Here is a 23953-nt window from a genome sequence, read left to right as displayed (position 1 = left end):
GCATACAAATGGAATATAGAAGACTGGACAATCTGGAGGCATGTCAGCCCATGCTCGACTCTATTATGAACCTGCTCCCCCATTCTCTCAGATTTATACTCGCGCACCTGCCAGAAGGCGTAAAAGCTAGCGTAGAGGAGATCAGGCTGCGGGAATCTCGGCCGCTGGAGATCAGCTACCAAGATCGCTACGCCTTCCTAAGCGAAAGCGGGCAGATTGTGCAGCATGAAGCGCAAGCGTACAAGCCGACAGGGAAAGATTTCCAATATGTACTGGAGCAGTTGACGAATCACTCGCTGTACACCTACGAAGAGGAGCTGCGCAGAGGGTATATTACGATTCCAGGCGGCCATCGTGTCGGACTAGCCGGGCGCACCGTGCTGGATCAAGGGCAGGTCAAGCAGATTCGCGATGTCAGCTCCTTTAACATTCGCGTCGCCAGGGATCTGCAAGGGGTCGGCAAGACAATCGTACCCTATCTGTATGATCCGGCATCGCGAAGCGTCCATCACACCTTGGTGATCTCGCCTCCGCAGCAAGGAAAAACAACGCTCGTACGCGACTTGGCCAGGCTGGTCAGCCGGGGCGAATGGGGAACCGCCGCAGCCGGAACGTTGGCTGGTCGCAAAGTGGGCGTCGTCGACGAGCGCTCGGAGTTGGCCGCCTGTGTGAAAGGTGTGCCCCGGTTCGACCTCGGACCGCGCACCGACATCATGGACGGATGCCCTAAGGCGGAGGGCATGATGATGATGATCCGGTCCTTGTCGCCGGAGGTGCTGGTCGTCGATGAGATCGGCCGACCTGAGGATGCCCGGGCCATTCATGAAGCGCTCCATGCTGGAATTCGGGTGATCGCCACTGCTCATGGCGCTGATTATGAAGACGCGCGCCAGCGGCCGGTGCTCAAGGAATTGCTTGATGAAGGGGTGTTTGCCAGATATGTCATACTGGATCGCAGGAAGGGCAAGCAGGCGCCATTTCGGGTACTGGACCGCCAAGGCAGGCAGCTTGAACCGCAGAGATGGGGGTAGAGGATGATGAAACATGCTTAAGTTTATCGGAGCTGTGCTGATTATCGGAGCCGCCGCTTTGATCGGATTTATCCAGGCTGCCCATTACGCCAGGCGTCCCAAGCAAATTCGTCTGCTGATCAGCGCCTTACAGCGCATGGAAACGGAGATTATCTACGCCTTAACTCCGCTTCCGGAAGCTTTCGCCCTGCTGGGCAAACAGCTCGCTGAACCGCTAGCCTCCTTGTTTCGGCTCACGTCAGAACGCCTCCTGGCAAGCCATGGAGCGCCACTGCGAGAGATTTGGCAGCAGACGGTGCAGGAGGTATGGAAGCGGTCTTCAATGAAGCAGGCGGAGCAAGAGGTGGTCCTGCAGCTTGGCAGCGTGCTCGGGCTGACGGACCGGGGCGACCAGGTCAAGCATCTGCGGCTGGCCGTCAGCCAACTGCAGGCGGAGGAAGCGGAATCCCGGGACGAGCAGCGACGGTATGAGAAAATGTGGAAAAGCCTTGGCGTACTGATCGGCGCACTAGTCGTGATATTGATGTATTAGGTTGCTTAAGTGAGGTGCCTGGAATGAACGTAGATGTGAACGCCATTTTCCAGATCGCCGGCATTGGCATCATCATCGCGATGATCCATTCGGTGCTCAAGCAGATGGGTAAAGAGGATATGGCGCATTGGGTCACGGTCATCGGTTTTGTGGTCGTGCTCTTCATGGTCGTCAGTATGCTGGACAATTTGTTCAAAGAAATCAAAACGATTTTCCTCTTCCAATGAGGTGATCCTGATGGAAATCATCCAGATTGTCGGACTAGGGCTCATTGTGACCATATTGACGCTGATTATCAAAGAGCAGAAGCCGATGTTCGCATTCCTGCTGGCCGCGTTTACCGGCGTCATGATCTTCTTGTTCCTGATCGGCAAAATTTCTTCGGTCATTCAGGTGCTGGAAGACTTGGCACAAAAGTCGAACATCAACATGGTATTTCTCAAAACGATTCTCAAAATCATCGGGGTTGCGTACATCGCCGAATTCGGGGCGCAAGTCGTCCGAGATGCCGGTCAGGAATCCATAGCCTCTAAGATCGAGTTGTCCGGCAAAATCCTGATTATGGTCATGGCTATTCCCATCATTTCCGTCATTATTGAAACCGTCGTAAAGCTGCTGCCGGCTTGAAGCTCGACTGCCGGAATCTTAGCTTAGGAGCTGACTCCCATGATCACACCCTATTCGCGCCAGGTGCTGGACAACCGTTGGATGCTGGTTCTGATATTGATGCTGAGCTTATGGCTCGGATGGATGGGCACAGCGGTGTCGGAATCGCCGACGGATGCCATCATCAAAGAGCAGGCGAGCCACCTGCAGACCGAGCAGGTCGAACAGTACTGGGATAAGCTGATGAACGAATACGGCGGCTATTTCCCGGAAAGCAAGACGCCGAGCTTCATGGATTTACTGCTTGGCACCAAAGCGATCAGTATGAAGAGCATTTTTAAAGGGCTGTTGAGCTACGTGTTTCACGAAGTGATCGTCAACGGCAAGCTGCTGGCCTCGATTGTAATCTTAACCGTGTTTAGCATGCTGCTGGAAACGCTGCAAAGCTCGTTTGAGAAAAATACGGTGAGCAAGCTGGGCTACTCTATCGCCTACATGGTGCTGATCATCATCGCCATCAACAGCTTCAGCGTCGCGATCGGCTACGCCAAGTCGGCGATTACGTCCATGATCCAATTCATGGTGGCCATCGTTCCGCTGCTGCTGACCTTGCTGGCTTCGATGGGCAATGTAACCTCCGTCGCCATCCTGCATCCGCTCATCGTCTTCATGATCCACTCGGTGGGGACCGCGATCTACGTGTTCGTCTTTCCGCTGCTGTTTTTCTCAGCAGTGCTGCACATCGTCAGCGCAATCAGCGACAAGTACAAAGTGACGCAGCTGGCGAACCTGCTTCGAACGATCAGCCTTAGCATTATGGGAATCTTCGTGACCGTGTTCCTGGCTGTCATCTCCGTCCAGGGGTCGGCGGGCGCCGTAAGGGACGGGGTGACGATCCGCACAGCCAAGTACGTCGCCGGCAACTTCGTGCCGGTTGTCGGAAGGCTGTTCTCCGATGCCACCGAAACGGTGATCGGCGCGTCCGTGCTAGTCAAGAATGCCGTCGGCCTTGTCGGCGTCGTCATCTTGATTCTGCTCTGCGCGTTTCCCGCCATCAAAATATTGACGCTCGCCTTTATCTATAACCTGTCCGCAGCGATCATGCAGCCGCTTGGCGACAATCCCATGATTTCTTGCCTGCAGACAATTGGCAAAAGTCTCGTTTATGTGTTTGCCGCCTTAGCGGCTGTGGGGCTCATGTTCTTCCTGGCCATCACAATAATGATTGCCGTCAGCAACGTTTCGGTGATGATGCGGTGAAGGAGGCGAAGACATGGAATGGTTGGGCGGATGGCTGAAAGCTGTCATCATGATCATCTTGCTGGCCACGTTCGTTGATCTGCTGCTACCTAGCAATAAGATGCAGCGTTACGTCAAGACGGTGATGAGCTTGTTCGTCCTGCTCACACTGCTTTCTCCGGTCGTGAAGCTCTTTCAGAAAGACTGGAATCTCGATGAACTGATCAGCTCGGCTGAACAAAAGCAGAATGAAACGACCATGCTGGCATCAGCTGGAGGGAACAGCTACATGAAATCGCTGGACGCGATAACCAAAGAAGGGCAAAAACTGCAGGCTGAAGGCCAAAAACAGTCGCTGCTCATGGTACAAACCCAGCTGGCGGCACTGCTGAAAGAAGATTTGCAGAAGCAAACCGATTATTCGGTGCAAGACGTTCAAGTGCTGGCCCAATTTGACAATAACGGGAAACCTGACATTACCAAGGTCAAGGTGACCCTTGATGTTATAGAGGCAAAATCGAAACCATCGGGCGCTTCAGGCTCGCACAGCATCGCTGCAATGGAACCGGTCAAGCCCGTTGATCCGATTCGGATCGAACCGGGGCTTTCGGCGAAGGCAAGCGGTGAAGCTGCGACCGGGCTAACCCCAGCGCAAGAACAGGAACGCAAGCGGCTCACGCAAGGGATCGAGCGCGACTGGCAGGTGGAACCCGCACAGATTGACATCCGGTTTGAACAATCGAATGGAGCGATAGCGAGGTGAAAGGGTGGGAACATTGCTGCAATGGATGGAGCAGAAATTCGGAGGCGGCCCCAGTGGACCTAAACGCAAGAACACATTGCTTTGGGTTATCCTGATTGGACTATTGGGCGCAGCGCTGATGATCATGAATTCGTTTTTAACAGTGAAAGAAGTTGATCCCATCAATGAGGGCCGGGCGTCTCCGCCGCCTGCCAAAGAAACGTTCATCGGAAATACACCAAAGGAAAATTCCGCATTTCACGATTACGAAGTGGCGTATCAGTCGCAGCTGAAGGACATTTTGCAGAAAATTGTAGGTGTCGGCGAGGTGGAGGTGCTTGTCACCATTGAATCCACGGAAGAAATTACCGTCGACAAGAACTACAACGATAATCAGCAGATGACGACGGAGCGGGACACGAATGGCGCGACTCGCAACATCTCCCAGGTTACGCGAAGCGGAGAAGTCGTGATCTACCAAGTGTCAGGCGACCAGAAGCCGCTCGTGCTTAAATACATTAAACCGAAAATTCGCGGTGTCATTGTTGTCGCCAAAGGCGCCGAAAACTTGACGGTGAAGAAAATGATCATCGAAGCCGTCGAACGCGGCCTGGACGTGACGGCCAACCGAATTTCCGTTTTACCCAGAAAAACTGGTGATTAATAAAAAAAATTAAACCTATCATTCAAGGAGGAATTATCAATGAACGCGAAAAGACAAACAATTTGGCTCGTATCCATGCTTAGCTTAATGGTGGTGCTTTCGGCTTACTACTTGTTCACCGAGGATGTCAACAAGCTTGATTTGGCAGCGAACGATACGAAAGCGAACTCCCAGGAAGTCAAAATTGACATGAGCCAAGCAGGTCCATCCGGTAAAACCGATGTAAAGGCAACTACAGGCACTGACGCTAAATCCGCTGCAGATTCCAAAGCCAGCTCCAGCGCAGCAACACAATCGGGCACACAGTCGACAACACAATCTTCGACAAAAACAGACACGAAAGCGGACGCCTCCAAAACGGATGCTTCCAAAACGGATGCTTCCAAAACAGACGCTTCCAAAACAACTTCTTCGGCTAACACCAATAAATCTACAGCAAGCAGCAGCACGGCCAAAACAGACGATCAAATCTTGAAGCAAGTCGAAGAGCAAACCAAAACAACTTCCGCCAGCGATTACTTTATCAATGAGCAAATGAAACAGCACGATATGTTCGCGAAACAGTCTTCCGATCTGATGAATATCATCATCGACTCCAAGCAAACGCCGGATGCTGTAGCGAAGGCGAACAACGACCTTCAGAAGCTTGCTGACGTGCAGGACAAAGTTGAAGCGCTGCAAGATCAACTGATGAAGGACTTCCCGCAAGCGATCGTGAACCAAGACGGCAACCAGTGGAAAGTTACGGTGCAAAGCGATAAGCTTGAGAAAAGTCAAGGTGTGACGATCGTTGACATGGTGATCAAAGAGCTGGGCGCTGCGCCTGAAAATATCAAAATCCAGTACGTGCGCCCGTAATGGTCTTTTAGACGAGTGGGCAACGCACATGCGTACGGAAAGGGTCCAGGCAAACTGGGCTCTTTCCATTTCTTGCGTTTATGGTTATAATACATACGGTGCGGCTATGAACATCCGCATCTTTATGGTTCACCAACATTGAAGGAGTGACTTGAATGTTCAAATTGAGTGAAATCAAAGAGTTGATCAAACTCGTCGATCAATCCTCTCTACAAGAGCTTGAAATCGAAAACGAAGGTGCTCGACTTTTGATTCGCAAACCGAATAAAACAGAATCCGTTCTTGTAACTACAGCACCTGTACAACAACACGCATATGCTCCAGTCGGACAGGCCGGCCCGGTTAACCAGGCGCCAGTTGCGGCAGTGGAAGTAGCTGCGCCGCAAGCGACTGCTAAACAAGAAGACCCATCTTTACATAAGATTGTCTCGCCTATGGTTGGTACATTCTATTCGGCTTCTTCTCCGGGCGCAGCTTCTTTCGTTAGCGTTGGCTCCCGCGTAGGCGACAAAACGGTTGTCTGCATCGTGGAAGCGATGAAATTGATGAATGAAATCGAAGCTGAAGTGAAAGGCGAAATCGTTGAGGTGCTCGTGGAGAACGGTCAGCTCGTCGAGTATGGACAGCCATTATTCTTGGTTAAACCGGAGTAAGCGCTTAAGCTTAGGAGGTAACATGATGAAATTTCATAAAGTCCTAATTGCGAACCGCGGAGAGATTGCCGTTCGTATCATTCGGGCCTGCCGGGAGCTCGGTATCGAAACCGTCGCTGTTTATTCCGAAGCAGACCGTGAGGCGCTGCACGTGCGACTGGCTGATGAAGCTTATTGCATCGGGCCGACGCCTTCCAAAGACAGCTATTTGAACTTCACGAACCTGATGAGTGTCGCCACGCTGACAGAATGCGATGCCATTCACCCGGGTTATGGATTCTTGGCTGAGAATGCCGATTTCGCAGAGATTTGCGAAAGCTGCAATATTACCTTTATCGGACCTTCCCCAGATGCGATCAGCCGCATGGGTGATAAGTCCGTTGCGAAGCAAACGATGAAAGAAGCCAAAGTGCCTATTATTCCGGGTTCGGACGGATTGGTAGAGAACATTGAAGACGCGCTGAGCATTGCTAGAGATATCGGGTATCCGGTTATTATCAAAGCAACGGCTGGCGGCGGTGGCAAAGGCATTCGCATCGCGGACAATGAAGAAATGCTCGTTTCGCAGATTACGACGGCGCAGCACGAAGCGCAGAACGCTTTCGGCAATTCCGGCGTCTATCTGGAAAAATATTTGACAGGCATGAAACACGTAGAGATTCAAATTCTCGCTGATAAACATGGCAACGTTGTTCATTTGGGTGAGCGCGATTGCTCTGTTCAGCGCCGCAGACAAAAGCTGGTGGAAGAAGCGCCATGCCCGATTCTGACACCGGAAATCCGCAAAGCGATGGGCGAAGCAGCCGTGCGCGCAGCGCAAGCAGTGGACTACGCTGGCGCGGGTACCTTGGAGTTTTTGCTAGGTCCTGATGGCAATTTCTATTTCATGGAAATGAATACGAGAATTCAGGTTGAGCATCCCGTGACTGAGATGATCACTGGCGTTGACATCATCAAAGAGATGATCAGCGTGGCGGAAGGCAATCCATTGTCGTTCGCGCAAGAGGACGTCCGCATTAACGGCTGGGCGATCGAGTGCCGGGTCAATGCGGAAGATCCGAATCGCAACTTCATGCCTTCGGCGGGGCAAGTGAAATTCTACCTGCCTCCGGGCGGCTTTGGCGTGCGGGTGGATAGCGCCGTTTACCCGGGCTATACGATTCCGCCGCATTACGATTCCATGGTGGCGAAGCTGATCGTCTGGGGCGCAACGCGTGACGATGCGATTGCCCGGATGAAGCGGGCGCTTACGGAATTTGCCGTTGAAGGCGTGAATACAACGATTCCGTTCCACTTGAAGCTTTTGGAGCACAAGAAGTTCATCCAAGGCGATCATGATATTAAATTCCTGGAAGAGCATGATGTGAACGATCCGAATTCATAGACAACCATTTGTCATATTTTTGTTGAAATGGTATACTAATGAATTAGATAGCTTTTCCAATGCCAGCTCGCTGGCACAAAACTGTTAGGAGGTGCTACAATGAGCACAATCGCTCCGGACTACGTCAAAACAGACATGGGCAGCATCCAAATCGCTCCAGAAGTCATTGAGATCATTGCCGGCTTGGCGACGGTTGAAGTACAAGGGGTAGCGGGGATGAGCGGCGGATTTGCAGGAGGCATCGTCGAGTTGCTAGGCCGCAAGAACTTGTCCAAAGGCGTGAAAGTAGAAGTTGGACAGCGTGAGGCTGCCATTGACGTCTCCATTATTGTTGAATACGGGAATCGCATTCCTGAAGTCGCAAGCGACATCCAACGCAATGTGAAGCATGCGATCGAATCGATGACCGGCTTGAACGTTGTTGAAGTGAACGTGCATATCCATGACGTGCATTTCAAACAATTGGAAAAACCGATCGAAGAAGAAACAGCGGTCCCGCATCGTGTGAAATAAGCCGCCAACTGAATCCATAGTTTCATTCGAAACCCCCTACAGGTTGCAGGGGGTTTCCTCTCAATATAGGAAGGGGACAAGCTTAGTGGGTAAAATTGTGGACAGGCTCTTGCTGCTCATTTACAGCCTGATCATTTTCGTCGCATCAATCTTCGTATTGTTCACAGCCTCCAGCTGGATTCCAAGAGCAGACGCTGAGCAGTTTTTAGGCAGCTTCTATGTAGACAAGAATTATGCGTATGCCGGTATCGCAGCCAGTATTATCATCTTGTTAATCAGCATCCGATTCTTAATCTTGTCGCTCGGTCGCAGCCGTTCACAAGCCCCGTCCATTGATCAACGCACGGATTTTGGGGATATCCGCATTTCTATGGAAACGGTCGAGAATCTGTCGCTCAAAGCAGCAGGTCGAACCAAGGGTGTCAAGGATCTGAAGGCACGCGTCAAAGTGAATCAATCCGGACTTGAGATTACGATCCGCACGGTGGTAGACGGAGAAACTTCCATCCCTGATTTAACGGAAGAGATGCAAACCTCTGTGAAAAACCACATCGAAGACATCACCGGCATTCCGGTCGCGACGGTAACTGTATTTGTTGCCAACATCGTGCAATCCGCCCCAACGTTTAAAAGCCGAGTCGAATAGAGGTGAACCCACATGTGGAATGAGCTGTGGGAGCAGCATAGAGGCAAAGTGATTGGAGTGGCAGCAGGCGTTTTCTTCGGCTTTATCTATTTATTTTTTGGTTTTTGGGACATGCTGATCTTTGCATTCATCGTCCTCATAGGGTGTTATGTCGGCAACAAGCTGGATCGCAAAGAAAGCTTTGTGCTGTTAGAAGACATTTGGCGCTATCTCACGCAAAAATGGAGAATGTTTCGCTAAAATCCCTGGGCCTTCCATGGATTTTTTTGTTTGGAAACATTCAACAATGACGTATACTAGTAAAAAAGAATATTGGGCAGATCCTTTCACATTTTGCCAAGTTAACGAAAGCAAGTTTTCCAGACGGAAAACTTTTTAGGAGGACTTAATGAAACGAAGAGTTGCACGAGAAATTGCTTTACAGAGTTTGTACCAGATTCAAATGAATGAAGATACACCGCAGGAAGCAGTCAAATACGCCGTACATGAAGCGGAGAATGACAACGAAGCGCAGTTGGACGTGCCTAGCGAGAAAATTGCCCCGGCCTTCATCTTTGAGCTTGTCGAAGGGACCTACGTGAACAAAGTACAGATCGATGAGCTGCTGGCTGAGTACCTGAAGGGCTGGCAAATCGACAGGCTCTCCAGAATCGACAGAGAAGTGCTGCGACTCGCTGTATACGAAATGGTCTATCGGGAAGACACGCCGCCGAAAGTTGTCGTCAACGAAGCGATTGATTTGGCGAAGCATTTTGGCTCGGATGAATCTGGCAAGTTCGTTAACGGTGTGCTTGGCAAGATGTTGAAAGAAATTGACAATTTGAAACGTAAAGTCGTGCAGTCTTAGTCTCATCGAAATCTTTTGGGGGGAATCAACATGTCGGGACAAGTCATTAACGGTAAAGAGCTGGTAAGCTCCATTCGCGAGGAAATCAAAACGGAAGTTGCCGAGCTTACTGCGGCTGGCCATCAACCTGGTCTGGTTGTGATCATCGTGGGAGAGGATCCAGCTTCACAGGTTTATGTTCGCAACAAAGCCAAAGCATGCGATGATGTCGGCATCTATTCAGAGGTTCACAGACTTCCGGAAAACACGACACAGCAGGAGTTAATTGCACTTATCCGCCTGTTCAACAAGGACAGCCGTATCAACGGGATTCTGGTTCAATCGCCGCTGCCGAAGCATATTGACGAAGAGGCGGTTGTGGATGAGATTGATCCGGCGAAAGACGTTGACTGCTTCCATCCGGTCAATGTCGGGAACCTGATGATCGGTAAGGACGGCATGAAGCCGTGCACACCGCATGGCGTCATTGAGATTCTGAAACGCACCGGTGTAGAAATTGCCGGCAAGCATGCCGTCGTGGTAGGCCGCAGCAACATTGTCGGCAAACCGATGGCGATGCTGCTTCTGCGGGAGAACGCAACGGTGTCCATCGTGCATTCCCGCACGCAGAATATGGAGGAAATCACCAAGCAAGCCGATATTCTTGTCGTAGCCGTAGGCAAAGCACATCTCATTAAGGCGCATCATGTAAAGCCTGGCGCGGTCGTAATCGATGTTGGCATGAACCGGCCTGCGGACGGCAAGCTGACTGGCGATGTCGATTTTGAAGCGGTCAAAGAAGTAGCGAGTGCGATCACGCCGGTGCCCGGCTGTGTCGGACCGATGACGATTACGATGCTGCTGCGCAATACGGTCGATGCCGCTCGTCGGGCTGCTCATGCCGGCGTCCATGCATAATCGGGATATGGCGAGAAACGAGACAAAAATTTTTTCCGTTAAAGATTTGAACCGCTACATCAAATTGCTCCTGGAAGGCGATAACCGGCTTCAGGACGTATGGGTGCGGGGGGAAATATCCAATTTCACGCATCACTCCAGCGGACATATGTATTTTACGCTCAAGGATGCGGACGGCAGGCTAAAAAGCATCATGTTCGCCTCGCATAATCAGCGGCTTGGCTTTATTCCGAAGGAAGGGACGCGTGTCATCGCGCGCGGCAATATTTCGGTCTATGAGCGGGATGGCGCTTATCAGTTCTATGTGACGTCGATGCAGCCGGACGGCATCGGCAGCTTGTATCTTGCATACGAGCAGTTGAAAAAGAAGCTCGAAGGCGAAGGGCTGTTCGCGGCCGAACGCAAGAAACCGATTCCCCGGTTTCCACGCGCAATCGGCGTTATTACGTCGCCGACGGGGGCTGCTGTACGTGATGTGATCATCACGCTCCAGCGGCGCTTCCCGTCGATCCCGATTCTCCTGTACCCCGTGCTGGTACAGGGAGCGCAAGCGGCACCTTCGATTGTCAAGGCGATCGAAGCGATGAACCGGCTCGGTGAAGCCGATGTGCTCATCGTCGGCCGCGGCGGCGGCTCGCTGGAGGAGCTGTGGGCGTTCAACGAGGAAGCGGTGGCGCGGAGCATCGCGCGCTCCGCGATTCCCGTCATCTCGGCCGTCGGCCACGAGACGGACTTCACGATCGCCGACTTCGTCGCCGATCTGCGCGCGCCGACGCCGACGGCGGCGGCCGAGCTCGCGGTGCCGCACCACCTCGAGCTGAAGCAGCAGCTGGCGCAGCAGGCTCAGCGCCTGCATTACGGGCTGCTTCAGCAGCTGCGGCGCAAACAGGAACGGCTGGCCCGCGCGAATCGCTCGCCGTTCCTGACAAATCCTCGCAGGCAGCTGCTGATGCAGCCTGCGGAACGGCTCGACCGGCTGGCGGAGCAGCTCGGTTATCGCATGCGCCAGCGCTTGCAGCGGCTGGCGGAACGGCATATGAAGCTGGAGCGCAAGCTATCCAGCTTCAATCCCAAAGAGCAGGCCGTGTTTGCAAAGCGTCGGTTGGATACGTCGAACCGGCAGCTGCTCACGGCCATGCAGTCGCTCCTGCGCGGCAAGCGGCAGGAGTGGCAGTCCAGCGTCCGCCATTTGGACGCGCTCAGCCCGCTGAAGGTCATGCAGCGCGGCTACAGCCTGGCGTACGACGAAGCGGAACAGAAGCTGATCCGCTCGGTGGATCAGGTGCAGGTCGGGGATGTCGTCAAGATCCGGCTGAAAGATGGCCGGTTGGATTGTCATGTATGGGGAATGGAGGAGAACAAGCATGTCGAATCAAGAGACGGAAATTAGCTTTGAGCTCGCCATCGAACAGCTGGAACGCATCGTAGCGCAGTTGGAAAGCGGCGACGTACCGCTGGAAAAAGCGATAGAGCTTTACCAGGAAGGTGTCCGCCTGTCGCATCTGTGCGGCGTGAAGCTGGAGCAGGTTGAGAAAAAAATTGAGATGCTGGTGGAAGGGGAAACGGGCGCCGTTAGCCGCAAGCCTTTCCAGCCGGCCATGGAAGATAAGGGGAATTCGGTTGAATAAGACGTCCTCGATCAGTGAATATATTTCAGCCAGTGCGGAGACAGTGGAAGCGGCGCTAGTGAGTTCCTTGCCTGCGGCGTGGCACATTCCACTCCCGCTGCGGGAGTCAATGAACTACTCGCTAATGGCTGGGGGCAAACGTTTGCGTCCTATTTTTGTTTTAGCGGCAGCAGAAGCGCTAGGCGGTTCGACAGAGGCAGCTCTGCCGGTCGCTTGCGCCATCGAGATGGTGCATACGTATTCTTTAATTCATGATGATTTGCCGGCCATGGACAATGACGATTATCGGCGGGGCAAGCTGACGAACCACAAAGTTTATGGGGAAGCGATGGCGATATTGGCGGGCGATGCCCTTTTGACGCACGCTTTTTACAGCATTACGCAGGCGCATAAAGTACACGGCGTGCCGGCTGAGCGGGTACTCGCCATCACTGAAGAACTCTCCGCCTACGCAGGCGCGCGCGGGATGGTTGGCGGGCAAGCAGCTGACATGCTGGGTGAGCAAGGCTTAACGAAGTTGGAAGAGCTGGAGTATATCCACACGCACAAAACGAGCGACTTGATTGTCTTCTCCTTGCGGGCCGGCGGTCATTTGGCAGGCGCAACAGACATGCAGTTTGCAGCTTTAAGCGAATTCGGCCATGCGATCGGTTTGGCATTCCAAATTCAGGACGATATCCTGGACATTATCGGTGACGAGCAGAAGCTGGGCAAGCCAGTGAAAAGCGACGAGAAACAGATGAAAGTGACGTATCCGTATTTTATCGGGATGGAAGCGTCTGAACAAAAGATCAAAGAGCTCACCGAACAAGGCAAAAATGCGCTGATTCAGGCCAAATTGCATAATCCCGAGCGGCTGCTGCAACTTGCCGACTACTTAATGCGTAGAGATCATTAAAGCTTTTGATCTTGAAATTCATGGACATGTCGAAAACTATTTCGCAGGTTTACATGAATTTCCGCATTTTATGTTATAATGATGTAAACACTTAGCATTTTCACATTGAAAGTGAGGAAACAAGCGTGCTGCTCGAACATATCAATCAGCCTGAGGACTTGAAGCGTTTGTCCTTGACAGAGCTTGAGACTTTGGCAGGTGAAATCCGTCAATTTCTAATTGAGAAGCTGTCTGTGACAGGCGGACATCTTGCGCCCAATTTAGGAGTGGTTGAGCTTACTATCGCTTTGCATACGCTGTTCCACAGCCCTTATGATAAATTGATTTTTGACGTGGGACATCAGGCATATGTCCACAAGATTTTGACTGGACGCAAAGATAAATTCGACACCCTGCGAAAATACAAAGGGTTATGCGGGTTTGTCAAACGATCCGAAAGCGTACACGATGTCTGGGAAGCCGGACACAGCAGTACATCCTTGTCGGCAGCGATGGGGATGGCGTTGGCCCGCGATTTGAAAGGCGAGCATAATAAGGTGATCGCGATTATCGGGGACGGTTCCATTACAGGCGGTATGGCACTGGAAGCGATGAACCATATCGGCCATGAGAAGAAGAACATTATGGTCATTCTGAATGACAACGAAATGTCCATTGCGCCCAATGTCGGGGCGATTCATAATTATTTGAGCAAGATTCGTTCGGATCGTCATTACTTGAAGGCCAAAGAGGAAGTTGAACATTTACTAAAGAAAATTCCTGCCATCGGTGGTACGCTGGCCAAAACGGCGGAAAAGCTGAAGGACAGTCTCAAATATTTTGTGCTGAACGGCGTCTGGTTTGAAGAATTGGGCTTTACGTATATGGGTCCTGTAGACGGCCATAATCTGCCTGTGCTGATGGATACGTTGAAGCAAGCGGAGAAAGTGAACGGCCCAGTGCTGGTTCACGTCGTTACAACCAAAGGCAAAGGATATACGCATGCGGAGAAGGATTCGCATACTTGGCACGGTCTGGGGCCGTACAAGATTGAATCCGGACAGGTGCTCAAATCCGTGGGTCCTCCGATGTATACGGAAGTATTCGGCAATACGCTGATCGAACTCGGTGCGCAAGATCCCCGCATCATTGCCGTCACTCCGGCGATGCCGGGCGGATCGGGCTTGCTGAAGTTCGCCAAGCAATTCCCGGACCGGATGATTGACGTCGGGATTGCTGAGCAGCATGCCGCTACATTATGCGCAGGCCTGGCCAGCGAAGGATTAAAGCCGGTGTTTGCGGTGTATTCCACCTTCTTGCAAAGAGCTTACGATCAAGTTGTGCATGATATTTGCCGGCCGAAGCTGAATGTCACTTTCGCGATCGACCGTGCGGGCTTTGTCGGCCCCGACGGTGAGACGCATCAAGGCGTCTACGATATCGCCTTCTTGCGCTCCTTGCCGAATATGGTCTTAATGATGCCGAAGGATGAGCGTGAGCTGCGCAATATGATGCAGACGGCTTATGAATATAACGAAGGCCCGATCGCTTACCGCTATCCGCGGATTAGCGGCACGGGTGCGAGCACGCAGGAGACGCCTGTTGCCATCCCGATCGGAACGTGGGAGACTGTGCGCGAAGGCGATTACGCAGCGGTGCTTGCCGTAGGGCCGATGGTGCAAGTGGCCGAAGAGGCAGCTGAACAGCTGGCGAAGGAAGGCGTCCATGTACGCGTTGTCAATGCGCGGTTTATCAAGCCGTTAGATGAAGCTTACTTGCTGCAGCTGGCCTCCGAAGGTTTGCCGATTATTACGATGGAAGAAGGCTGCATGATGGGCGGCTTCGGCAGCGCGGTCCTGGAATTCTACGCCTTCAAAGGCATTATCGGGCAAACCATCAAAGTGCTAGGTGTTCCTGATTACTTCGTGGAACATGGATCGGTGCCGCAGCAGCGTGAGGAAGTAGGCCTGACTTCTCACCATTTAGTGGCGGAAGTGAAGAAGCTGATGCCTCGCAAGCGCCAACGCGCTTAAATTCATTGTTTTGAAGGAGAAGTCACGAACGCTATGTCATCAGATAAAGAACGGATTGATATTCTGCTCCTGGAGCAAGGATATTTCGAAAGCAGGGAAAAAGCCAAGGCCGCCATTATGGCAGGCCTTGTTTTTGCTGATGAAGAACCTGTCGACAAGGCAGGGACGAAGATCAGCCGCAAGGCGACACTGAAAGTCAAAGGCGCTATCCATCCTTACGTCAGCAGAGGCGGACTCAAGCTGGAGAAAGCGCTCAAGCAATTCGAAATTGATCTGCAGGGCGCGGTGATGCTCGATATCGGGGCATCGACCGGCGGCTTTACCGATTGCGCCTTGCAAAATGGCGCTGAATATGTGTATGCAATTGATGTCGGCTATAATCAGTTGGATTGGTCTTTGCGCAATCATGAGAAAGTGAACGTGATGGAGCGCACGAACTTCCGCTTTACCAAAGCGGAAGATTTGACTGGGGCGCTTCCGACGTTTGCCTCGATTGATGTGTCTTTCATTTCGCTGCGCATCATTTTACCGCCGCTGAAGGCGATTTTGCAGGACAATGGCAGCGTTGTCGCCCTCATTAAACCGCAATTCGAGGCGGGGCGGGAGAAGGTCGGTAAATCCGGTGTAGTCCGCGATGCGGATGTGCACGAGGAAGTGCTGCACAATGTGCTGCGCTTTGCAGCGGAAACCGGCTTTCATTTGCAAGGATTAACCTACTCGCCAATCACAGGCGGAGAAGGAAATATTGAGTTTCTTGGCTATTGGACTTGCAGCAATGAGGAAGCATCTATTCCTGAGGCTACATGGGATTCGCTGATTTCGGCAACAGTGAAGGAAGCGCAGAAATTGCAAGGCAAATAAACTCATCTTAACGTCCGTTGTAGGGGCCCTGAGATGGGTTTTTTGCTTGAAAAAAAAGGATTTTTGCGTAAAATCCGCGAATACTATGGCGAGGTGATGGACATGGAAAAGGGCGATGTCACAGTCATTTTGCTCATTGTGCTTGTAGTCGCGGTCTATTTGTACACCAGGTTGCAGAGATGGCTGCGTAGGCCAATCACTCACAACGTCAAAATCCCGAGCCAGTCCGAGGTTCCGCAAGATGAAGTGGTGGAGCTGCTGGAGGGGGCAGGGTTTGATGTGCTGGCCGGCAAGACGAAAATTCCCATCACCATGACCATCAATGATCACGAACAACTGGAAAGCCGTTTGTTCATCGATTATTTCGCGCAAAAAGATGACGAGCTGTTCGTGGTGAAAGTCGCCAGAGAACGCAAACCGTTGGACATGACCGGCAGCGGGATCCGGGATCAACTGCTCGCCTACAGTCTCCTGTATCCGGAAGCGGCGGGAATGCTCTACGTCGACATGGCGCAAAGTAAAATCAAAAAAATCACGTTTCATATAGAGGTGTAAGCATGAAGGGTCAACGACATGTGAAAATCAGAGAAATCATCACAAACAACGAAATTGAAACGCAAGATGAGCTTGTGGAATCGCTTCGGGCTGCTGGTTTTCACGTCACGCAGGCGACCGTATCTAGAGATATTAAGGAACTCCATCTTATCAAAGTGCCTTTGGATGATGGCCGATATAAATATTCGATGCCTGCCGATCAGCGGTTTAACCCGCTGCAGAGGCTGCGCAGAGCTTTGAGCGACCATTTTGTTAGTATCGATTTCACAGATAATTTGGTTGTCGTCAAATGTATGCCGGGAACGGCCAATACGATCTGTGCCCTCATCGACAATATGGATTGGACCGAGGTCATGGGCACGATTTGCGGTGATGATACGATCTTGGTCATCTGCCGCGGTAAGGAGAACAGTCAAAATTTTGTGAATCAAATCATGTCATTATTATCTTAATCAGCTGAAGGAGAGGCAAATGCTCACTGAACTTTCGATTCGTAATTTAGCGGTTATTGAACATGTACATATTCGATTTAAATCGGGATTTCACGTGCTGACTGGGGAAACGGGCGCTGGGAAATCGATTATTATTGACGCTTTGACACTGATTGTCGGCGGACGGGGTTCATCCGATTTGGTCCGTTATGGAGCGGACAAAGCGGAGATTGAAGCGATGTTCGACTTGCCGCCCTCGCATCCGGTTTGGCATACGCTTTCAAATCTGGGGATTGAAGCGGATCCGAGCGAGCATTTGCTCATTCGCCGGGAAATTACCGCTTCGGGCAAAAGCTCCAGCCGGATTAACGGCCAGCTCGTCAATTTGACGATGTTGAAGGAAACCGGCGAGTGGCTGGTCAACATCCACGGGCAGCACGAACACCAATCGCTGCTGGATGTCGAAGAGCACATTCATTCGCTCGATCAGTTCGCTGAGGCGGAAATTCGCGCGGCCAAACAGACGTATCAAGCCTCTTATGATGCTTACATACGCCTGCAAAAGGAACTGCGCGAGCTGCAGGAAACGAGCAAGCAGGCGCTGCAGATGCTCGACTTGTACCGCTTCCAAATCGACGAGCTTACGGCGGCCAAGCTGAAAGTTGGCGAAGACGAAGCGCTGATCGAAGAGAAGCGGAAGCTGGCGAACGCGGAGAAGCTGTACCAAAGCTCGTCCGAAGCGTACGATTTGCTCTATGCGACAAACCGCGGGCTCGATGCGACGAGCAAGGCGGTAGCGCGGCTGCAGGATATCGTGCAGCTGGACCCGGCCAAGTTAGGCCCGCTGCTTGAGCAGGCGCAGTCTGCGTATTATCAGCTGGAGGATGCGGCTTTTCAACTGCGGGATTATCGCGATGACATTGAGTTCAATCCGGAGCGGCTGGATTATATCGAGCAGCGACTGGATATGATCAATTCATTGCGCCGCAAATACGGTGAAAACATCCAAGAGATGTTGGTTTATTTAGAGAAGATCAAGCGTGAAGTCGATACGATCGAAAATAAAGATGAGCATATGAGCAGGCTGGAGTCCCAGCTTGCGCAAGAAGAGCAGAAGCTGGCGCTAGCTGCGCTGGATCTGTCGCATATCCGCCGCAGTGTTGCCCAGCAGCTTGCCGCGCAAATCGAGATCGAGCTGCGCGATCTGCAGATGGAGCGGACACAATTCCGCGTCCAGGTGGAGCAAGCGGCCGATGAACGCGGCGGCATTGAAGTCGAAGGCAGACGCGTGCGTTTCACCAGAGACGGCATCGATCAGGTGGAGTTCATGATGGCGCCGAATCCTGGCGAGCCGCTCCGCGGCTTGAGCAAAATCGCTTCCGGCGGTGAACTGTCGCGGATCATGCTGGCGATGAAGTCGATCTTCGCCCGCACGGATCAAATTCCGGTACTCGTCTTTGACGAAGTCGATACCGGAGTCAGCGGCCGCGCGGCGCAGGCCATCGCGGAGAAGATGTCGGCATTATCGCGGAACTGCCAAGTGTTCTCCATCACGCATTTGCCGCAAGTCGCCAGCTTTGCCGATGTGCACTTCTACATCCGCAAAGAAGTCGATCAAGAGCGGACATTCACACGCGTGAAGGATTTGCCGGAGGATGGGCAAATTGAAGAATTGGCGCGGATGCTCGGCGGTGTCGAAGTGACCGCAACGACGCTGCATCACGCTGGAGAAATGCTTACCATGGCAAGAAATAAGAAAGCAAGGGCATGAAAGTATAGATAGTTATCATTTTCAGTTATAAAACAAGAGGAGTGGGGTTAACTTATAGGTACGCATTTGACGAAGCTGTTCGTCAGGGCTCAAGGAAGTGTGAAGGAGCGTGAAAAGCTTGCCATCCAGCAAAAGAAAAAGATTGATAGGACTTCTGCTCGTCTTCTTCGTTTGTATGGTTACAGTCTCTCCGCCTTTTCAAAGCTTTGCCTCATTCCCCCAAGAGCTTCGCTTATTTAGCGGCCAAGGGAAACAGCTCCAATTAACGATGCCGGTTAACGCGCAAGTCACTGTGAAAGATCCGGACATTGTCAAAGTAAACGGCAACAGCAAGCACTCATTCCAGGTTAATCTAAACGAACCGATCTCCCTGCAATCTGACCGCTCCGGTCAAACGGAAATGAAATTAAAGTTGTTTGGCGCGATTCCGCTAAAAACAGTAAAAGTGAATGTCGTTCCTGATCTAAAAGTAATTCCAGGCGGACAAACGATCGGCGTGAAAATTAAATCCGCCGGCATCCTGGTGGTCGGCCATCACTTAGTTACAATTGCCCAAGACCAAAAAGTTTCACCTGGGGAAGAAGCAAAGATACAGGTCGGCGATTTGATTAAGAAAATCAACGGCAAAGAATCGAAGGACGTCAGCAAGGTTGCCGATCTTGTCTCCAAGGCCGGAGAAAGCAAAACACCGCTGGACTTAACGATTTTGCGGAATAATGAAGAGATTCAAGTGAAACTGCAGCCAGCCTACGATATTGTGGACAAGTCTTACCGTTTAGGCTTATATATTCGCGATTCTGCCGCGGGTGTCGGAACGTTAACGTTCTATGCCCCTGATCAAGGTGTCTATGGCGCGCTCGGTCATGTCATCACGGACATGGATACGCAAACGCCAATCATCGTTGGCGACGGCGATATCGTCTATTCCAATGTGACGTCGATCTCTAAAAGCCACAACGGCGAGCCTGGCGAGAAGCGGGCAACGCTGTACAAGGACAGTAAAGTGATCGGTAATATCGAAAAGAACACGGCGTTCGGCATCTTTGGTAAAATGTACGCGGCGCCAGACCACAGCATCGACAAAAATGCGATTCCGGTTGCTTTTGCCGAAGAAGTGAAAGAAGGGCCGGCGCAAATATATACGGTAGTTGAGGGACAGAAAGTAGAGAAGTTCGATATCCAAGTGATCCATGTATCCAAGCAAGACGTACCGGCGACCAAAGGAATGGTTATCAAAATAACTGATCCTCGTCTGCTCGAAAAAACCGGCGGTATCGTTCAAGGGATGAGCGGAAGTCCGATTATCCAGAACGGCAAAATGATCGGGGCTGTAACTCACGTTTTTGTGAATGACCCGACCAGCGGTTACGGTTGCTTCATCGAATGGATGCTTCAAGATTCAGGCATTATTTTAAGACCATCTTCAACCCAATCAAAGGCGAGCTAACAGCCTTTGATTTTTCTTTTTTATAAGGATGGCATGAAATTGATATGATTATGTCGAAAAATGTTGGAAACACAAGATAAATAAATTATTATATAGGAAAGTGGAACGATTGGAAAGAAAAATAATTTTCGACAGAAGGAATTTTTAGGTGCCTGTCGAATACGTTAACCTAAGAGAAATTTACCAACATGTTACATGTAGTTAAAAGGAGGATGTCACAGTTGCAGAAAATTCAAGTCCTATTAGCAGATGATAATCGGGAGTTTACCCACTTACTGTCGGAATTTATAGGTGAGCAAGATGATATGGAAATTGTCGGTGTCGCTTACAATGAAAACGAAGTACTTCGCTTCATCGAGCAGCAGCGCGACGTACCGGATGTTCTGATTTTAGATATTATTATGCCTCACCTCGATGGTTTGGGTGTACTTGAGAAATTGCGCGAGATGAATCTGCAGCCACAGCCCAAAATTATTATGTTAACGGCGTTCGGCCAAGAAAATATTACACAAAAAGCTGTGCAATTGGGTGCCTCCTACTACATTCTAAAGCCTTTTGATATGGAGGTATTGACAAACCGGATCCGCCAGCTGGTGACAACGAACCAGGCCGCATCTGCAACCGTTACATCGTCGCAGAAAGCAAATATCGTACATATGCCGAAGGGTAAAAATTTGGACGCGAATATCACCAGCATTATTCATGAAATTGGCGTACCTGCACATATCAAAGGTTATCAATATTTGCGCGAAGCGATCACGATGGTGTATAACAACATCGAAATTCTTGGCGCTATCACTAAGACGCTGTACCCGGCTATTGCCGAAAAGTATAAAACAACGCCTAGTCGCGTCGAACGCGCCATCCGCCACGCGATTGAAGTCGCTTGGACGCGCGGCAACATCGACAGCATCAGCTTTATTTTTGGCTACACGATTAATATCTCGAAATCCAAGCCGACAAACTCGGAATTTATCGCTATGGTAGCGGATAAACTCAGAATTGAACATAAGGTTTCTTGAGAGAGCAAGGAGCCTTAAAGAAATAAGGACTAACCGAGTGTAATAAACAAATACCACTTATTTATTGGGCTTCTAGGAGTCCGATAAAGGAGTGGTATTTTTTATGTTGGATATGAGGTGAGCCATTCTTGTGCATTTTACAGCGTAACCGGTTGTTCGGCAGATGCAGAGGCTCCCGCGCGTATCCGTCGTGTGCTCGATGTAAAAACGCCACCCTTTTGAGGTGGCGTCAATGTTATAATCGTCTTATAGCACGCGGCGGGCTGTTGCAAAGTTTCTGCTCCACCAGCCGCTGTTCATATCGGAGATCGTGACGCCAGGGCTGCCGTAGGTGTGAAGTACTTTGCCGTTGCCGATATAAATTCCTACGTGGTGAATCGGTGAATAAAAGAAGACCAAATCCCCGGGCTGCAGCTGACTGCGCGGGACGAATCTGCCGACGTGCGATTGTGCGCTGGAAGACCGCGGCAGGTTGACGCCGGCTTGCTTGAACACCGTCTGTGTGAAAGACGAACAGTCAAACGTTCGCGCATTTCCTGTAGTTGAACCGTAACGATACGGTGTCCCCATATAGTGCATCCCAATGGAAACGACATTGCTAGCGGAAGCTGCGTGTGTAGTCGCCGGTGAGATCGCCACCGTGCCTCCAAGCAAGATGGATAAACCAAGTGTAAAAGTCGCAATGGTCTTCGTGGCTTTTTTCATCATGTGTGTATCCTCCCTTGTGGGCCTGATGGCCGCTTGTTTGGTTGACCTGGGACTACTATAGCACACTATTTTTTTCCGAATAATTCCCACGTAGCCAGTGAAAGCAGAAGGGGCAACGCTTCAGTCGGCTTTATTAGAGTTTTCTGAGAATCCTATGTAATGAATTTTATTGACATCCTAATGAAAGAGTGTTTTAACCTTGCCAACAATTATCATAGAACTTGAAATTCAAGCTCCCGTTGAGCTTTGCTTCGATTTGGCCAGAAGTATCGATATTCACGCCCAGTCGACTTCGCAAACGAAAGAGAGGGCAGTTGGCGGCGTTACCCAGGGCTTCATTGAGCTAGGACAATCAGTGACCTGGGAAGCCGTTCATTTTGGCATCAGACAGCGTCTCACTGCGAAGATTACTGAAATGGAATATCCGCATCGCTTTGTCGATGAACAGGTTCAAGGGGCTTTTAAGGGCTTCTGGCACAGCCATTCGTTCATACCGGTGGGCGATGGCACGCGCATGATCGATACGTTCATCTACGAAGCGCCGCTGGGTGTGCTGGGGAGAATCGCGGATGTGCTTTTTTTGAGGCGATATATGCACAACTTCCTGCTTACGCGAAATTTGTACATCAAGCAGGCGGCTGAAAAATTTTTTGCAATCGAATGAATAATAATCCAGTAACTCCACAAACTAGGCTTACACCACGAAAAGGAGTGAGTCAAATGAGCAGAAACAGTACACTCGTTGTCCAACAGGCAAAAGCAGCGCTTAACCAAATGAAATATGAGGTGGCGCAAGAGCTTGGCATTCAGATCCCGCAGGATGGCTATTACGGTTTCATGGCTACCCGCGACACTGGGGCTATCGGTGGCAATATCACTCGCAAACTGGTTCAAATGGCTGAACAACAGCTGCAAGGATTCAGACGTTAACACCTGTATAAACAAGTTTCGAACCGCATGACAAAAAGACTGCAGCCACCATCACTCCTCCGTTGGTAGACGCAGTCTTTTATTTTTTTTACAGCACGAATTCCATGAATTCCGGCGAGCGCAGCCTGCCGCTGCGCGTCCAATTTCTCGTTTTGATGCGAGCCATGAGCATCGGCTTCATATATACAAAGTGCTGATCTTCTTTATACACAAGCCTGTGTTTAATGGTTTCGATTAGTTTCTTATGCTCCGGCCTGACATTGTGCTCAATCACCCCAACGGGAATAGGCAATCCATCCGCATTATGAATCGCGGCTAACAGACTGAAATCCTTTTTCCGGTAACCGGAAATGATGACATCGATAGACTTCCAATTAATGACCTTCTGCCACGTTTTCAGGCGTCTGCCGCTTGTATATTTCGAATCCAGCCGCTTGATCACGATCCCCTCCAAGTTTTGCTCCTGGACTTGCTGAAACAATGCGGAGGCGGATTTGCCGTCGTGGCTGCGAACTTTTTTATAATGATCGGTCTCTTCGAACGCTTCCTCCAGCAGCTCTTTCCGCTTAGCGAGAGGCAGATTCGTGACATCAATTCCCTTGTATTGCACGATATCAAATGCGTAAAATACAACTGGCGCTTTATTGCGAGCGGAAAACAGCCTTGCGGCCATGGCTTCATAATCGGGGTTGCCCAACGTATCGGCAATAATGAGCTCGCCATCTACAATCGTTCCTTGCGGGAAAGGGCACATATGTAACTCTGGGAATTTGTGCGCAATCGACTGCTTCTGCCCGGTATACATAGCGAAATGATCGGTATTGGCAATCAAGCAGCGGATGCCGTCGAGCTGCAGCTCCACGATACAATGTTTGCTGTTGAATGGTTTATTGTCTTTTGCCCCCGAAACGAGCATTGGAGAAATGAACATCAATATCACCCACTCCCCATGTTACAGGGTAGAGCGGCTTATGCATAATGGGAGTTGGAGGGAGGCTACCCAACAGCCTGCAATCACACAGAGGGCAAGAATTTACATCACCTCGTGACCTTTACCCATTCCTTTTTATCCGCGTGA

29 protein-coding genes are annotated in these 23953 nt (G+C 50.9%); 27 read left to right on the top strand and 2 right to left on the bottom strand.

The window, feature by feature from the left end:
- Positions 1-50: 50 nt before the first annotated feature.
- The 25 genes from spoIIIAA to spo0A all read left to right on the top strand — a co-directional run bounded on the left by spoIIIAA (position 51) and on the right by spo0A (position 21237).
- Positions 51-1031, top strand: a complete 981-nt coding sequence (gene spoIIIAA / locus O9139_RS32110) for a stage III sporulation protein AA (RefSeq protein ID WP_270885819.1) — start codon at positions 51-53, stop codon at positions 1029-1031.
- A 13-nt stretch (positions 1032-1044) separates the two neighbouring features.
- Positions 1045-1563 carry a stage III sporulation protein SpoIIIAB gene (spoIIIAB, locus tag O9139_RS32105; RefSeq protein WP_270885818.1) on the top strand — a complete coding sequence of 173 codons (519 nt, stop codon included), beginning with the start codon at positions 1045-1047 and terminating at the stop codon, positions 1561-1563.
- Between the two features lie 23 nt (positions 1564-1586).
- The gene (spoIIIAC, locus tag O9139_RS32100; RefSeq protein WP_056614718.1) at positions 1587-1790 is read left to right on the top strand and encodes a stage III sporulation protein AC; all 204 of its coding nucleotides are present in this window, start codon (positions 1587-1589) and stop codon (positions 1788-1790) included.
- A 10-nt stretch (positions 1791-1800) separates the two neighbouring features.
- Positions 1801-2190, top strand: a complete 390-nt coding sequence (gene spoIIIAD, locus O9139_RS32095) for a stage III sporulation protein AD (RefSeq protein WP_270885817.1) — start codon at positions 1801-1803, stop codon at positions 2188-2190.
- A gap of 39 nt (positions 2191-2229) precedes the next feature.
- Complete coding sequence (gene spoIIIAE, locus O9139_RS32090; protein ID WP_270885816.1) at positions 2230-3429, top strand: stage III sporulation protein AE; 1200 nt, start codon at positions 2230-2232, stop codon at positions 3427-3429.
- A 13-nt stretch (positions 3430-3442) separates the two neighbouring features.
- Complete coding sequence (spoIIIAF, locus tag O9139_RS32085) at positions 3443-4171, top strand: stage III sporulation protein AF (RefSeq protein WP_270885815.1); 729 nt, start codon at positions 3443-3445, stop codon at positions 4169-4171.
- Between the two features lie 4 nt (positions 4172-4175).
- Positions 4176-4814 (top strand): stage III sporulation protein AG, encoded by a 639-nt coding sequence (gene spoIIIAG / locus O9139_RS32080; protein WP_270885814.1) that lies wholly within the window; start codon positions 4176-4178, stop codon positions 4812-4814.
- Between the two features lie 39 nt (positions 4815-4853).
- Positions 4854-5672: a SpoIIIAH-like family protein gene (locus O9139_RS32075; protein ID WP_270885813.1), complete on the top strand. Its 819-nt coding sequence runs from the start codon at positions 4854-4856 to the stop codon at positions 5670-5672.
- A 155-nt stretch (positions 5673-5827) separates the two neighbouring features.
- Complete coding sequence (accB, locus tag O9139_RS32070; protein WP_270885812.1) at positions 5828-6325, top strand: acetyl-CoA carboxylase biotin carboxyl carrier protein; 498 nt, start codon at positions 5828-5830, stop codon at positions 6323-6325.
- Between the two features lie 25 nt (positions 6326-6350).
- Positions 6351-7709: an acetyl-CoA carboxylase biotin carboxylase subunit gene (accC, locus tag O9139_RS32065; RefSeq protein WP_270886017.1), complete on the top strand. Its 1359-nt coding sequence runs from the start codon at positions 6351-6353 to the stop codon at positions 7707-7709.
- A gap of 99 nt (positions 7710-7808) precedes the next feature.
- Positions 7809-8222 (top strand): Asp23/Gls24 family envelope stress response protein, encoded by a 414-nt coding sequence (locus O9139_RS32060; protein ID WP_270885811.1) that lies wholly within the window; start codon positions 7809-7811, stop codon positions 8220-8222.
- Positions 8223-8307: 85 nt separating this feature from the next.
- Positions 8308-8868 (top strand): alkaline shock response membrane anchor protein AmaP, encoded by a 561-nt coding sequence (amaP, locus tag O9139_RS32055; protein ID WP_270885810.1) that lies wholly within the window; start codon positions 8308-8310, stop codon positions 8866-8868.
- Positions 8869-8880: 12 nt separating this feature from the next.
- Positions 8881-9108, top strand: a complete 228-nt coding sequence (locus O9139_RS32050) for a DUF2273 domain-containing protein (protein ID WP_270885809.1) — start codon at positions 8881-8883, stop codon at positions 9106-9108.
- Positions 9109-9256: 148 nt separating this feature from the next.
- The gene (gene nusB / locus O9139_RS32045; protein WP_270885808.1) at positions 9257-9715 is read left to right on the top strand and encodes a transcription antitermination factor NusB; all 459 of its coding nucleotides are present in this window, start codon (positions 9257-9259) and stop codon (positions 9713-9715) included.
- 30 nt (positions 9716-9745) lie between these two features.
- Positions 9746-10612 carry a bifunctional methylenetetrahydrofolate dehydrogenase/methenyltetrahydrofolate cyclohydrolase FolD gene (gene folD, locus O9139_RS32040; protein ID WP_270885807.1) on the top strand — a complete coding sequence of 289 codons (867 nt, stop codon included), beginning with the start codon at positions 9746-9748 and terminating at the stop codon, positions 10610-10612.
- 7 nt (positions 10613-10619) lie between these two features.
- Positions 10620-12002, top strand: coding sequence for an exodeoxyribonuclease VII large subunit (gene xseA / locus O9139_RS32035; RefSeq protein ID WP_270885806.1), 1383 nt, complete (start codon positions 10620-10622; stop codon positions 12000-12002).
- Complete coding sequence (gene xseB / locus O9139_RS32030; RefSeq protein ID WP_270885805.1) at positions 11977-12240, top strand: exodeoxyribonuclease VII small subunit; 264 nt, start codon at positions 11977-11979, stop codon at positions 12238-12240. The genes xseA and xseB overlap by 26 nt, the downstream gene beginning before the upstream one ends.
- Positions 12233-13138: a polyprenyl synthetase family protein gene (locus O9139_RS32025; protein ID WP_270885804.1), complete on the top strand. Its 906-nt coding sequence runs from the start codon at positions 12233-12235 to the stop codon at positions 13136-13138. The genes xseB and O9139_RS32025 overlap by 8 nt, the downstream gene beginning before the upstream one ends.
- 125 nt (positions 13139-13263) lie before the next feature.
- Positions 13264-15150 carry a 1-deoxy-D-xylulose-5-phosphate synthase gene (gene dxs, locus O9139_RS32020; RefSeq protein WP_270885803.1) on the top strand — a complete coding sequence of 629 codons (1887 nt, stop codon included), beginning with the start codon at positions 13264-13266 and terminating at the stop codon, positions 15148-15150.
- 33 nt (positions 15151-15183) lie between these two features.
- Positions 15184-16011 (top strand): TlyA family RNA methyltransferase, encoded by an 828-nt coding sequence (locus O9139_RS32015; protein WP_270885802.1) that lies wholly within the window; start codon positions 15184-15186, stop codon positions 16009-16011.
- 33 nt (positions 16012-16044) lie between these two features.
- On the top strand, positions 16045-16566 hold the full coding sequence (locus tag O9139_RS32010; protein ID WP_270885801.1) for a hypothetical protein: 522 nt from the start codon (positions 16045-16047) through the stop codon (positions 16564-16566).
- A gap of 2 nt (positions 16567-16568) precedes the next feature.
- Positions 16569-17018, top strand: coding sequence for a transcriptional regulator AhrC/ArgR (ahrC, locus tag O9139_RS32005; protein WP_270885800.1), 450 nt, complete (start codon positions 16569-16571; stop codon positions 17016-17018).
- Between the two features lie 19 nt (positions 17019-17037).
- On the top strand, positions 17038-18768 hold the full coding sequence (gene recN / locus O9139_RS32000) for a DNA repair protein RecN (protein WP_270885799.1): 1731 nt from the start codon (positions 17038-17040) through the stop codon (positions 18766-18768).
- A gap of 118 nt (positions 18769-18886) precedes the next feature.
- On the top strand, positions 18887-20215 hold the full coding sequence (gene spoIVB / locus O9139_RS31995) for a SpoIVB peptidase (protein ID WP_270886016.1): 1329 nt from the start codon (positions 18887-18889) through the stop codon (positions 20213-20215).
- Positions 20216-20436: 221 nt separating this feature from the next.
- Positions 20437-21237: a sporulation transcription factor Spo0A gene (gene spo0A, locus O9139_RS31990; RefSeq protein WP_270885798.1), complete on the top strand. Its 801-nt coding sequence runs from the start codon at positions 20437-20439 to the stop codon at positions 21235-21237.
- A 246-nt stretch (positions 21238-21483) separates the two neighbouring features.
- Here the strand turns inward: spo0A and O9139_RS31985 are convergent, their stop codons facing one another.
- The gene (locus O9139_RS31985; RefSeq protein ID WP_270886015.1) at positions 21484-21942 is read right to left on the bottom strand and encodes a C40 family peptidase; all 459 of its coding nucleotides are present in this window, start codon (positions 21940-21942) and stop codon (positions 21484-21486) included.
- 202 nt (positions 21943-22144) lie between these two features.
- Here O9139_RS31985 and O9139_RS31980 point away from each other — a divergent pair, with 202 nt between their 5' ends.
- Together O9139_RS31980 and O9139_RS31975 are read left to right on the top strand one after the other, a co-directional pair.
- A complete protein-coding gene (locus O9139_RS31980) occupies positions 22145-22609 on the top strand; it encodes an SRPBCC family protein (protein ID WP_270885797.1) in 465 nt (154 codons plus the stop codon).
- A gap of 56 nt (positions 22610-22665) precedes the next feature.
- Positions 22666-22875: an alpha/beta-type small acid-soluble spore protein gene (locus O9139_RS31975; RefSeq protein WP_270885796.1), complete on the top strand. Its 210-nt coding sequence runs from the start codon at positions 22666-22668 to the stop codon at positions 22873-22875.
- Between the two features lie 88 nt (positions 22876-22963).
- Here O9139_RS31975 and O9139_RS31970 read toward each other — a convergent pair whose 3' ends face one another.
- Positions 22964-23806 carry an ATP-dependent DNA ligase gene (locus O9139_RS31970; RefSeq protein ID WP_270885795.1) on the bottom strand — a complete coding sequence of 281 codons (843 nt, stop codon included), beginning with the start codon at positions 23804-23806 and terminating at the stop codon, positions 22964-22966.
- Positions 23807-23953 lie beyond the last annotated feature (147 nt).

The organism is Paenibacillus aestuarii (genome assembly GCF_027789125.1).
Lineage (GTDB): Bacteria > Bacillota > Bacilli > Paenibacillales > NBRC-103111 > Paenibacillus_E > Paenibacillus_E aestuarii.
Note: the sequence above shows the minus strand (reverse complement) of the source record. Positions and strands in the feature narration are given on the sequence as shown.

What these genes read in the sequence shown, in the direction of transcription:
- spoIIIAA (WP_270885819.1), top strand. Translation starts at nt 51, where the DNA reads ATGCTCGACTCTATTATGAACCTGCTCCCCCATTCTCTCAGATTTATA.
- spoIIIAB (WP_270885818.1), top strand. Translation starts at nt 1,045, where the DNA reads ATGCTTAAGTTTATCGGAGCTGTGCTGATTATCGGAGCCGCCGCTTTG.
- spoIIIAC (WP_056614718.1), top strand. Translation starts at nt 1,587, where the DNA reads ATGAACGTAGATGTGAACGCCATTTTCCAGATCGCCGGCATTGGCATC.
- spoIIIAD (WP_270885817.1), top strand. Translation starts at nt 1,801, where the DNA reads ATGGAAATCATCCAGATTGTCGGACTAGGGCTCATTGTGACCATATTG.
- spoIIIAE (WP_270885816.1), top strand. Translation starts at nt 2,230, where the DNA reads ATGATCACACCCTATTCGCGCCAGGTGCTGGACAACCGTTGGATGCTG.
- spoIIIAF (WP_270885815.1), top strand. Translation starts at nt 3,443, where the DNA reads ATGGAATGGTTGGGCGGATGGCTGAAAGCTGTCATCATGATCATCTTG.
- O9139_RS32075 (WP_270885813.1), top strand. Translation starts at nt 4,854, where the DNA reads ATGAACGCGAAAAGACAAACAATTTGGCTCGTATCCATGCTTAGCTTA.
- accB (WP_270885812.1), top strand. Translation starts at nt 5,828, where the DNA reads ATGTTCAAATTGAGTGAAATCAAAGAGTTGATCAAACTCGTCGATCAA.
- accC (WP_270886017.1), top strand. Translation starts at nt 6,351, where the DNA reads ATGAAATTTCATAAAGTCCTAATTGCGAACCGCGGAGAGATTGCCGTT.
- O9139_RS32060 (WP_270885811.1), top strand. Translation starts at nt 7,809, where the DNA reads ATGAGCACAATCGCTCCGGACTACGTCAAAACAGACATGGGCAGCATC.
- O9139_RS32050 (WP_270885809.1), top strand. Translation starts at nt 8,881, where the DNA reads ATGTGGAATGAGCTGTGGGAGCAGCATAGAGGCAAAGTGATTGGAGTG.
- nusB (WP_270885808.1), top strand. Translation starts at nt 9,257, where the DNA reads ATGAAACGAAGAGTTGCACGAGAAATTGCTTTACAGAGTTTGTACCAG.
- folD (WP_270885807.1), top strand. Translation starts at nt 9,746, where the DNA reads ATGTCGGGACAAGTCATTAACGGTAAAGAGCTGGTAAGCTCCATTCGC.
- xseA (WP_270885806.1), top strand. Translation starts at nt 10,620, where the DNA reads ATGGCGAGAAACGAGACAAAAATTTTTTCCGTTAAAGATTTGAACCGC.
- xseB (WP_270885805.1), top strand. Translation starts at nt 11,977, where the DNA reads ATGTCGAATCAAGAGACGGAAATTAGCTTTGAGCTCGCCATCGAACAG.
- O9139_RS32015 (WP_270885802.1), top strand. Translation starts at nt 15,184, where the DNA reads ATGTCATCAGATAAAGAACGGATTGATATTCTGCTCCTGGAGCAAGGA.
- O9139_RS32010 (WP_270885801.1), top strand. Translation starts at nt 16,045, where the DNA reads ATGGGTTTTTTGCTTGAAAAAAAAGGATTTTTGCGTAAAATCCGCGAA.
- ahrC (WP_270885800.1), top strand. Translation starts at nt 16,569, where the DNA reads ATGAAGGGTCAACGACATGTGAAAATCAGAGAAATCATCACAAACAAC.
- recN (WP_270885799.1), top strand. Translation starts at nt 17,038, where the DNA reads ATGCTCACTGAACTTTCGATTCGTAATTTAGCGGTTATTGAACATGTA.
- O9139_RS31985 (WP_270886015.1), bottom strand. Translation starts at nt 21,942, where the DNA reads ATGAAAAAAGCCACGAAGACCATTGCGACTTTTACACTTGGTTTATCC.
- O9139_RS31975 (WP_270885796.1), top strand. Translation starts at nt 22,666, where the DNA reads ATGAGCAGAAACAGTACACTCGTTGTCCAACAGGCAAAAGCAGCGCTT.
- O9139_RS31970 (WP_270885795.1), bottom strand. Translation starts at nt 23,806, where the DNA reads ATGTTCATTTCTCCAATGCTCGTTTCGGGGGCAAAAGACAATAAACCA.